The 11,066-nt window shown below is 44.8% G+C and carries 5 protein-coding genes; 3 read left to right on the forward strand and 2 right to left on the reverse strand.

The window, feature by feature from the left end; all coding sequences use genetic code 11:
• Nucleotides 1-27: 27 nt before the first annotated feature.
• A complete protein-coding gene (locus CLV59_RS17415; RefSeq protein ID WP_111593327.1) occupies nucleotides 28-3,216 on the reverse strand; it encodes a P-loop NTPase fold protein in 3,189 nt (1,062 codons plus the stop codon).
• A gap of 93 nt (nucleotides 3,217-3,309) precedes the next feature.
• Between CLV59_RS17415 and CLV59_RS17420 the strand changes: the two genes are divergently transcribed.
• Nucleotides 3,310-3,771, forward strand: coding sequence for a hotdog fold thioesterase (locus tag CLV59_RS17420; protein ID WP_111593328.1), 462 nt, complete (start codon nucleotides 3,310-3,312; stop codon nucleotides 3,769-3,771).
• Between the two features lie 84 nt (nucleotides 3,772-3,855).
• Here the strand turns inward: CLV59_RS17420 and CLV59_RS17425 are convergent, their stop codons facing one another.
• Complete coding sequence (locus CLV59_RS17425) at nucleotides 3,856-4,632, reverse strand: porin family protein (RefSeq protein ID WP_111593329.1); 777 nt, start codon at nucleotides 4,630-4,632, stop codon at nucleotides 3,856-3,858.
• Between the two features lie 153 nt (nucleotides 4,633-4,785).
• On the opposite strand from CLV59_RS17425, the gene CLV59_RS17430 reads away from it, so the two are divergent.
• Together CLV59_RS17430 and CLV59_RS17435 are read left to right on the forward strand one after the other, a co-directional pair.
• The gene (locus CLV59_RS17430) at nucleotides 4,786-6,435 is read left to right on the forward strand and encodes a family 16 glycosylhydrolase (protein ID WP_211323928.1); all 1,650 of its coding nucleotides are present in this window, start codon (nucleotides 4,786-4,788) and stop codon (nucleotides 6,433-6,435) included.
• Between the two features lie 217 nt (nucleotides 6,436-6,652).
• Nucleotides 6,653-11,065 carry a hypothetical protein gene (locus tag CLV59_RS17435; RefSeq protein WP_111593330.1) on the forward strand — a complete coding sequence of 1,471 codons (4,413 nt, stop codon included), beginning with the start codon at nucleotides 6,653-6,655 and terminating at the stop codon, nucleotides 11,063-11,065.
• The last annotated feature ends 1 nt before the right edge of the window (nucleotide 11,066 follow it).

Below are 11,066 nucleotides of genomic sequence, written 5' to 3' on the forward strand. Positions count from 1 at the left end.
CCTTCACCAATTTACCCATTTTATCGGTTATATTCCTTTGAAGGAAAAACGACGAATAAATGCATAATGTTTTTTGAGCATATCAGATTCGAGGTATGAAATATCATCCAGGCTCAATACTTGTTGGAATGTTTCATAGGAATCGACAAATACCCTGAAAACATTTTTGATATTGCTTTCCGGTTGACTGAATAGGTTCTCCAATTCCATGGCCTTGTCCCTATAAGGCCCAACAGAGAGTGCCACCATGAATATTACAACCGACAAATCCCAACTTTTTCCATCCAGGCAGGTATAATCCTCATGCGCTTTTATCACCCGGAAAATATTCACGAACCGTTTGATGGTACGAGGGTTATTTCCGATAATAACCGACATCTGCTGCATAATTTCAATTTCCGTTGCAGTAAAGGAAAGTATTTCAATTCTTTCCTTTACTGCTACTGCCACCTCCTCTTCATGATGTGGTGTGGTATCTTCTGCCGGAATGCTATCAACATAAGATGAAAGCGTTTCCTCCGTTGATTCAGTACGCACGCTTGTTTGTTGATGTAATTCCTCATGTCGCCCTTGGGACATTACAATTAAATTCGCTTTTTCTTTCTCTTGCTGCGGTTCGCCTGCCAGTTTTGCAATCATATCTTTCACCACTGTGTCATCCGGCGATTTCAGGTGGAATGGAATCTGGAAAATCTTCTCCAGATAGGCAGCAGGATCCTGGCATGTTCCTCCATCAGGCATTTGTTTATGTTTACGTTCCAGCGCCCTTTTAACCCAACTGGCATCCACACCTACCACCACTACAAAAAGCGGGAATGCCATCAGTAGATTTACTGCTTCCAGTACCTGCACCACTGTTTCTTCCGGGCAACGATCCAGGTCATCAATGTAGAGGATTATTCTTTCCAATGGCGTTTTCAGACTTTCAGACAGGTCGGGTAAATCAAGCCCATTCTTCACTTCTGCTTGATGTCCGGCAAAAAGTACATTCAGCGTTTCCAGGTCTTTACGAATCACAGAGATAATACCCAAATGTTTGGAGTAATCATCACTTGCCCATCTTTGGCTGATGAAGTTATGTAAAGCGGTAGTGCTGAGTGCATGTGTCAACTGTGCATCCAGCGATTTTATCCTAGTATTTACTCCGGCGATCTCTTCGTTTACCCGTAACAGTTTGGCACTGTCTTCTGCAATCTTCAATTCCAATGCGATTTGTTTCTCTGCCGCTTCAGCTTTTGCTGTGTCTACCTTTGCCTCATACTCCTCTTTGATCTTCCAGAAAGAAGCAATCACGGGCTTCCACTCTCTGATTGTTTGTCTGGCATTCCATAAAACAGGAACGATCACAGCAAATAGTTGCAACAGAACGGGGGGAATATAAAAGGGTGTATTAGATATTTGACGAGATAAAAATTCCAATCCAATAGGAATGGCTATTATCAGTGCTACAATTCCTATCATCCACAGCATGTTCTTCCAGATTTTACCTCGAGTAAAAAATGCCTGTAACCAGGCAAAACCCGATTTAGCTTCCTCGTAGGCAGCCTCTGGATTCTTCCAATCCTCTTCGGGAACAATAGATTGAATTTGTTTTACAGAGTACTGGAAGCTTTTATTATTCTCCAGATCTTTTCTTATCCTGGCCTTGACGTCGAACTGAGCATCTATGTTTTTGATAATTTCCTGAAACGTATTTTTAAGGGCAGCTATTTTCTGGTCTTTAAGTGACTTTTCCAAAGCATCCTTTTCCTTCCCTAGCGCATCTAGTTCGTTATCCAGCTCGTCTTTGGCGTCTTGCAGTTGTTTCCCTTTATCACTGAGTGTCACCAATTGGCTGGAGAGCAATGCTTTCACCTTTTGTAAGGCCAACTCATTTTTATGCTCTTGGGTAATGTAGGTATCCAATACCTCAAATATCCTGGAAATCAAACTAGCCCATAGGTTGGCATCCATGTAGGACCAGGCGTTAAAATGAATATCTACAATCCCTTTTTTATAAGCCCTTTCCGTCTTCCCATTCACCAGATGCATACTATCACGCTGCTTCAGTGCATTTATTTCCTGTTGTAGCTGGCGCATAAAGAAACTCTTTCCCGCTCCCCATTTGCCAAACAAGGCAATGGCCAACGGCGGTTCAAAAGTGCCAGATGCAATGATGCGGGCGAAAGCTTTCACATCATTGGAGATGTTCAGATGATCGGTGGATGTATCTGTATCATTGAGTAGGCCAGGAATGGTTAATTTGAAAGATGGCCCCTGAATGGGTTGAATATGGGAGATATCAGGGAGTGAAGTACGCTCAATTATTGCGGATACTTCTACCTTAGTTAGACCTACTAAGCGCAATTCAATCCTTCCTTCAAGAAGCTGCATGATTGCTTGGAGGTCATTGTCGGACAGGTGGCTAATACCTCTATTATAGCTTTTCGTATGGCCTAATGATATTTCCGTTGACAATGTTGTCCAGCGGATGGTTGCGGCCTTATTCTCTAGTTTGTAAACTACCCCAATTGCATCTATAATTATTCTAGGTATATCAAATGGGTCGTATCCATCTAAACGACCTACATTAGCTTTATTGCAGAAAATAATATCATCTATATTCAAATACTCACTTTCCAATATTCTTATCTCATCCAATGTAGGAATTCGCTGATGACGGCCAGAAGGTTTAAGTGGTTCAGTAAAACTTAAGCTATATATAAAAAATCTCCTATCTGCCTTATTTCTTAATTGCTCTTCCATTTCATTTTTAAACTGGTAAGAGGACTCAATAGATGGTAGGGATAAGTAAAATTCATTGGGTGTTGGCATTCTTGCGGCACCCCAGATAGCTTCGGACAGCCAATTGTAACAGTCTATCTCTTTCACCCCCTCTCCTACACCAATTGCAGGTATCCATATCTTTCTTTTATAAATCAATATCTGTAACCCCATCAATGCAGATCTGATATTCTGATTTAATAGGGTTTCATCCACCATATTGCCCTGACCAACAATTACAAAGATGAACTTTTCAATTAATGTGTACTGTGCTTTTTCAACCATTGGATCTAAGTTTAGATCCGATTTAAAACCTACATCTTTTAATACTTTGGTCGTTATAGGGAATGGAGATTTGTCTGCGTTCAGAGGCAAGAGGTAAAATTCTGCAATTTCATAAGGGATATTAACATCAATGAGTGCAAAATATCGTTGAGTATCTACAGTATCCATTCCTTTGAGGTTTGTATATTATTCCTCTAAACATACGAATTCTCTCCTCTTCCCCCAAATTCCCTATCTTCCACTTCACATCAAAACTATCATATGGCGAACGAAAGCATCTGGCATACATCCACTACTGCCGCAGCATTGAATGAGAAAGGAACATCCACGATGAATGAACATTTGGGAATGGAATTTACAGAAGTAGGGCCCAATTTTCTTCGTATACGCATGCCCGTGGATCACAGAACAGTTCAAACCTATGGAATCCTGCATGGAGGGGCCTCTTTGGCGCTGGCGGAAACAGTGGGCAGTATTGCTTCTACGTTGGTAATAAATCCGGAAACAAGTATTTGTGTAGGTATGGAGATAAATGCCAATCATATACGCAGTGCGCGCTCAGGCTATGTGTATGGTACAGCCACTCCTATCCACCTCGGAGGTAAAACGCATATCTGGGAAATCAGGATCACTGATGAGGAACAACGCCTGATTTGTATTTGCCGGCATACAGTGGCGATACTGGAAAGGGCCGGCCATTTTGCCGCTGGTAACGCAAAATAACAGAGAGACGCGTGTCTCCCTAAAATATTAAAAGCGGTCTGCTACTGAGTAGAGACCGCTTTTAATATTACTTACAGCTATTGCTTACTGCTTGATACGATAAGCATAACCTATCATAGCAGTAGCCGCACCAATGTTGTTCTTACCATTGGCATCTCCTTTCTGGATGTTCAGGAAACCATAGTTTCCACCACCTTCAATGAAGATTTGGTTTCTACCAAAATGATAGGCCAGACCGATATTACCGGAAATACCTACGTTAAAGCTGTGCAGCTGATTCTTGATGTCGTTAGTAGCATCAAATGACTTTACGCCCGCCTGCTGTATGGGCTGCGTTCCTGCCGGATCAAGGTATACCATGCTGTTACCGCTGGTCACTTGTTTTGCAGACAACAACAGACCAAGGAATGGTCCGGCATCTACGTACAGGCGGAGCGGTGACTTAGGTCCCAGATTCCAACCGAATTTCGCCAGGATCGGCAACATCAGGTAATTAATCTTTGCCTCGCTTTTAAAATTCCCATAGAGGTAAGTAGGCGTTGGATTCGGCGCAAATAAAGGCGCTAGCTCCGGAGGAGTGGGAAATGCCTGTAAGCCTTTCTTCTGGCCACCCTGTGAAGAGTATTCCAGCATTGGCTGAATAGAGAACAACTTGCTGATGTGGAACTCCGCAAATATCCCGAAATCAGGTCCCTGACGGGAAGAATAACCTTCATTCAGCGGATTGGTGGAATTTCCACCAGCAGACAATTTGGGGATACTGACACCAGCTCTCACCCCTAAGTCAATTTGTTGTGCATGGACGCCCAGGCATAACAGCAATGCCGTTACCAGCATCAGAGGAAACTGTTGGATTTTCATGGTTTCTTGATTGTTACTTATCTTATAAAGTTAACCATTTGAACAATACCGTTCAAAACTGATCCATTATCCGCATATCATATATTCTTGTAGTATTCACAAAAATGCCCCATTTTTGAAGCCGCAGATGCTGCAAGAACAATGATTTGAACAATGAAAAAAAGACTATTCCCGGCCTTCTGCGCCGATCACAACCTCCTTCGAATGATCAGGCATACTGGTTTATTACTGTTATCATTTATGATGATTCACCAAGTTGTCTTGGCGCAATCTTCAGCAAACCCATCCAGGCTACAATTAAAAGGTACCCGCAGCTGGATTAAAGCTTCATGGAAAAAACAGGCAGCCGCTAATTATGGGGTGTACTGGTCTACCTCCCATCACCAACCCAGTTCTCCCGGTATTATACTGCCTGCAAATACAGACAAGTACTACATCCAAAATGTTCAACCAGGAACGAAGTATTACGTTTGGGTGGAAATGTGCTTTCCTGAAATGAAAGGCAAAACGATACAAGGGAATGTCATCACTGAAACAAAATGGTCGATCGACAGCCAGGAGGTCCGTCAACTGGACATCCCCAGTTCTGCTGCCGTACCTGCCGGCATGAAACTCTTCTGGCATGATGAATTCAACGATGAACTGCTCGACAAAAACAAATGGCATACAGTATATTATTCCAATATCGATTTTCTCAATAAAGTGAATATGGATGCTATGCTGGGCGATAGTCTTCCACAAGCGGCCTATCACTTATCCGGCCATTCTATAGATATTTTCACGAACGATTCATTACCCGTTAAAGCATATTATCCTGCCAGTGGCAGAAAAATCTCGTCTCTCCAAACCTACGACTGGCGGACCAATGAAAACCTGTTGGATAATAGTCGCGGCGGTTACTTTGAAGTTCGTGTCAAACGTAGTTTTACAGGAAAGCCACAAGGACTGAATACGGCCTTCTGGTTCGATTCTCCGGGTCCTGATCTGAAATATTATTTACAGGAAGGAACAACTCGCCAAGGGACCACCGGTGTGCGACCTAAAGGACAGGTATTTGAAATTGACGTATTCGAAAACCTCGATGCACAATTTGTATTGCATGGGAACGTGGACAGTCTTGGTAATTTCGTGCATAACCTGGCTACGCATATTGCTACTGGTGTGGAGCATAACAACGAATGGGTTACGCATGGCATCCTCTGGACGCCTACCAGTATCAGTCATTATATCAATGGTAAACTAATAAAGGCTTATACCAACAAACATCAGATCTACTCGCCCAATCACTTTATGAATATGTTCCTGGGAAGCTATGGCGGCGGCGGATCTGTTCATATGGAAGTAGACTACATCCGTGGCTACCAATGGGAACTGGAAGGTGGCAACGAGTTACCTAATCCCGGCTTCGAAGCAAATGAGCAACTCCTTCCCTGGGAAGGTACAGGGACACTCACGCAAATGGGTGTACGTAGTGGAAAACATGCGCTGTTACTGAAACCGGGACAAGAAATAGAACAATATGTCTACCTGAATAACAACACCGATTATACCCTCTCCTATTGGCAGAAAGGTAACGGTGAAGTACATACGACAATAGCAGATATGAAACTGGTGACAGGAGAACTAATACAAACCGCAACAGCCCATACCAGCGCAGGGAATAATTTCAGACAGCAGATACTGTCCTTTCATGCCGGAAAAGAATATGGACAGAACATGAAAACCGTTCGGCTCCACTTCATCAATAACGGTAAAAATGATATCGTTCTGGACGATATTACCATCAGAAAGTCCCGTAAATAGTTTCCACTTAGAAAATATTATACTTTGATTAAATACCTGACATATCGCATGTCAGGTATTTTTTTATCCAATTAACTATTAATCAATGAAATATAGATACAATATATTGATTAGTTAAAATATAATATATATGTCCTATTGATACTTTATCTTTAATTACATATATATCTTTGTCCTATCCTAATAAGTTAGATGATTTACTAAAATCCCTTACCTAATGAGCGGCCTACTACGTAGCATCGCACTGGCACTCCTATTCTTGCCGGGAGCGAGTTTATTTGCACAAAACTGCACTATTAATGCAGGCGTTACGACTTCTATCTGCCCTAACAACAAGTTTACGCTCTCCGGTTCCAGCAGTGGACTGGTAGCAGTAAATCCAGTTTGGACGCAGGTATCGGGACCGGCAGTCACTATTAAGGATCCTCAAAATCTTACCACTGAAGTAACCGGGTATGCCCCAGGCAATACTTACAAATTCAGGTTATCATCAAAATGTACAGATGGCTCTTTGATCTTTGACGAGGTGGTCTATAACACCTTTCCGGCCACACTCGCCAATGTAGGACCAGACATCAGCGTATGTGCGCCAGGAACAGTCCTACATGCCAACACGCCAGGTTCCGGTGAAACAGGCATATGGTCCATGATCAGCAACGATGCGGGCATTGATTTTAATCTGGCCAACCAGAATAATCCTGCACTGAACATCACTGTAGATCCGACGAAATCGGGCACTGCCACCTTTAAATGGACCATCAGCAGTACCAATTCCTGCCGATCTTCTGATGATATCACGATCACCAACCCAGGCGGAGTAATGCCTGTCAGCGCCGGCGCAGATCAGGCATTAGGCAACTGTTATACGGTTACACAGTCAGCCACCATGAATGCTTCTTTTGGCGGTACTAATATCAATGGCCAACAGGGAACCTGGTCTGTTCTTAGCGGACCTACTGTTCCTAAGTTCAGTAACATTCATGATAATAAAGCTACCGTTTCCAACCTGACAGCAGGCACTTATAAATTAAGATGGACTGTACAGGGACCATGCGCCAATGGCTCAGCAGATGTTACCCTCACCGTTCCGGTAGGTACACAGTCTGTAACCGTCGCTAAAGATGCCAGCGCTACTTACTGCGATGGTCGCGCTTCTACCATAATTACAGGACTCTCTCCGGCATATGCAGGCGAAATCATTTCCTGGACGCGCGTTTCCGGCACTGGAGATATTCAGTCGCCCAACAGCGTTACCACTGAAATTAAAAACCTGACCGGTGTAAAAAGCGTTTTCAATTACACCATCAGCAATCCAAATACCGGTTGTAATACCACGGGTAGTTATACGATTAACTATACCACTCCTCCTACTATCTCTGCTCCGTCGCCAGTGGTTCCGCCATGCGGTACTTCCCTGGTGACCATCAATTTTACTTTCACGGGGGGCGACAAAACGCAATGGGCGTTAATCAGCGCTCCTACTGGCGTGCCTACCAGCGACTTCCAGGATGCAGGACAACCGCTGATTCTCCCGGAATATACTACTCCAGGCACTTACCTCGTTCGTCTCAGACGTACTACCAATAATGGTTTAGGAGGTTGTCAGGATGCATACGCCGATGTATATATGCAATTATCATTAGCGCCAACAGCTGCCAATGCGGGTACCAGACAAGTACTGGCTTGTAATGTTACAGAAACCCATCTGGCTGGAAATACCCCTGCCGTGGGTACCGGACGCTGGTCACAGATAAGTGGTCCTGGCATTGCCAACATTCAGGATAAAACCGATCCAACTACCCTGATCGATCAATTACTGAATGGCACTTATACCTTCCGCTGGATTATCACTGGTAACGTAGGATGCCCTAATCAGCAAGCCGACGTACAAGTAGTGGTATCTGACCGGAATCCTACCGCCGCAGCGGCAGGCCCGAATGTGACTATTTGTAATAACACTCCTTACAAGTTACAGGGGAATGCTCCTAAATTAAATGAAAGCGGTCAGTGGACATTCACCCCTACTACCGGCGTTACAATTTCTGATGCATCAGATCCTAATGCGGTAGTGAATGGCCTGAAAGCAAATACTACTTATACTTTTACCTGGACTATCAAAAACAGTTGCGGCCAGGATGCTGCCAGCGTACAGGTAACCACTTCCTCCAATGCAGGCCCTAAACAAGCAGACGCCGGACCGGATCAATGTCTGCCTCCCGGTACAACTTCGTTTACCCTTGCAGGTAATGCGCCTTCTGCCAGTGAAGTAGGTAAATGGAACCTGGTGAGTGGCAACACCATCCAGTTCTCCGATGATTCCAAAAACAACGCAAATGTTACCAATGCTACGGATGGAAATTATTTGCTGGAATGGACACTGGCCAGCAATGGTTGTCCTCCAACGCGCGATACCGTTCGTTATACCATCTCCGCTCCTGCCACAACTGCGGATGCAGGAACCGGCGGCAATCTTTGCGGCGCCACTTCTATTCAACTGGCCGGCAATGCGCCAGCAACCGGAACTGGTACCTGGAGCCAGCAACAAGGTCCAGGCGGTATTACCTTTAACAGTACTACCCTGAATAATGCCACTGTGAGCAATCTGACGGACGGACGTTATATCTTCCGCTGGACCATCAGCAATGGCGCATGCGCATCTAACTACAGTGAGGTCACCTACAATATCACTGCCCCTCCAGGCACCGCCAATGCAGGCCCGGATCAAAACGTTTGTGGCGTTACCTCAGCAGTACTCGCAGCTAATACTATCTCTAATGGGATAGGCACCTGGAGTATTGTAAGTGGCCCAAGCAATCCTAAGTTTACCAATCCTACTAATCCTGCAACTACCATCTCTAACTTAAAAACAGGTGTATATACATTATTATGGACGGCTATGAGCGGCCCTGATTGTCCGGTTACTAAAGATGAAGTGGTACTGACAGTGCGGGAAAACGCCAAAGTGCAGAATGCAATGCAACAGTTGTGTAATGCTACATCCGCTGTGGTGAGTGGAAATGAAGGCAGTAAAGGAACCTGGAGTCAAACAGGAGGCCCTGCCGGCGCAGTAATCACGCTGAACTCCGACAACTCCGCGATCGTCTCTAATTTAATACCTGGCAATACTTATAAATTCACCTATACCTTACCTGCCATTCCTGGTTGCAGCAGCTCCAGCGATGAAGCAACGGTTATTACCAGCGCGCTTCCATCCACTGCTAATGCCGGACCAGATCAACAATTCTGTCTGCCTGCAGGTACGCCATCTATAAACACCACCTTACAAGCGACCACGCCAACTGCCGGCACCGGTACCTGGACACTGGAAACCAAACCAGCAGGAACAACAGATCCGCAGATTGTTACGCCAGGCGCTACAAATACGGCTATAAAAAATCTGGTTCCAGGTATCTATGTATTTGCCTGGACCGTTTCCAACGGTTATTGCACCAGCAACTCAGATATCATGCGCATAGTAGTATCTGCCGAGCCTTCAGATCCACAACCAGGCGCGGATCAGACCAACGCCTGCATCGATAATATCCTGCTGAATGCACAAACTCCTTTGACTGGAATTGGCACATGGACCTTTGAATCCGTGCCAGCAGGCAGTACAGCCGTGATTGAAGGTATCAATGCACCCTCTACGAAAGTGCTGAATACGAAAGTAGGTCAGTATACTTTCCGTTGGACAGTAAGCAATGGCGTTTGTGCTTCTAAATCAGCACTCGTCAACGTAAACGTTACTTCCACCCCTCCTAACCCGGCAGTGGCTAATCCAGGCAATATTATTCCAGGCGAACTTTGTATACTGAACGGCACTGGCACAGACATTTCCTTACATGGAAATGCGCCACAGATGACAGAAACCGGTAAATGGAGCATCACAGATGCTACAGGAAATCCTGTTAGTCTGACCTTCACTGAGGCGGACCCGAATGCGGTCGTATCCAATGTTCCGGCTGGCTCCTATATTTTCCGCTGGACCATCAACTCCGGCAGTTGCAGCAGTTTCAGCGATCTGCCTATTACGGTGTATGACAAACCAACGCCTGCAGATGCCGGTACTACAAAAGGTATTTGTCTGTATACTCCATTACAACTTAATGCCAATGCACCAGCTATCGGTAAAGGAGCCTGGACGCTGATAAGCGCTCCTGTTGGCGTACCTACGCCAGGGTTCAGTGACAATAATGATCCCGCTGCTACCGTGAATGGTCTTGCCCCTGGAACCTATACCTTCCAATGGACGACCAGCAATGGCGTTTGTCCTGTAAGTACCTCCAGTGTAAATGCCAATGTGGATGACTGCCGGATTAAAGTAGTAAAGGCTGCCAGCACGCCTGTACAGCAAGCAGATGGTTCTTATAACATGGATTTCACCTTCACTTTAAGTAATCCTGCCACTTCCGTAACGATTGATAATGTGCAACTGACCGATTATATCCCTGCCGCCCTTCCTAACGGTGTCACCTATACGATTACAGGACATAGTTTAAATGGTATTACAGGGTATAACCCGGCATTTGACGGTAAGACAAACACGAACCTGCTCTTGCCTAATACTGCTTCACTCGCGCCAGGAGCATCTGCCACTGTCACGCTTAGCATTAACGTTAAATTTTTCTAGC

The sequence above is a fragment of the Chitinophaga dinghuensis genome (genome assembly GCF_003259435.1).
Taxonomy (GTDB): domain Bacteria; phylum Bacteroidota; class Bacteroidia; order Chitinophagales; family Chitinophagaceae; genus Chitinophaga; species Chitinophaga dinghuensis.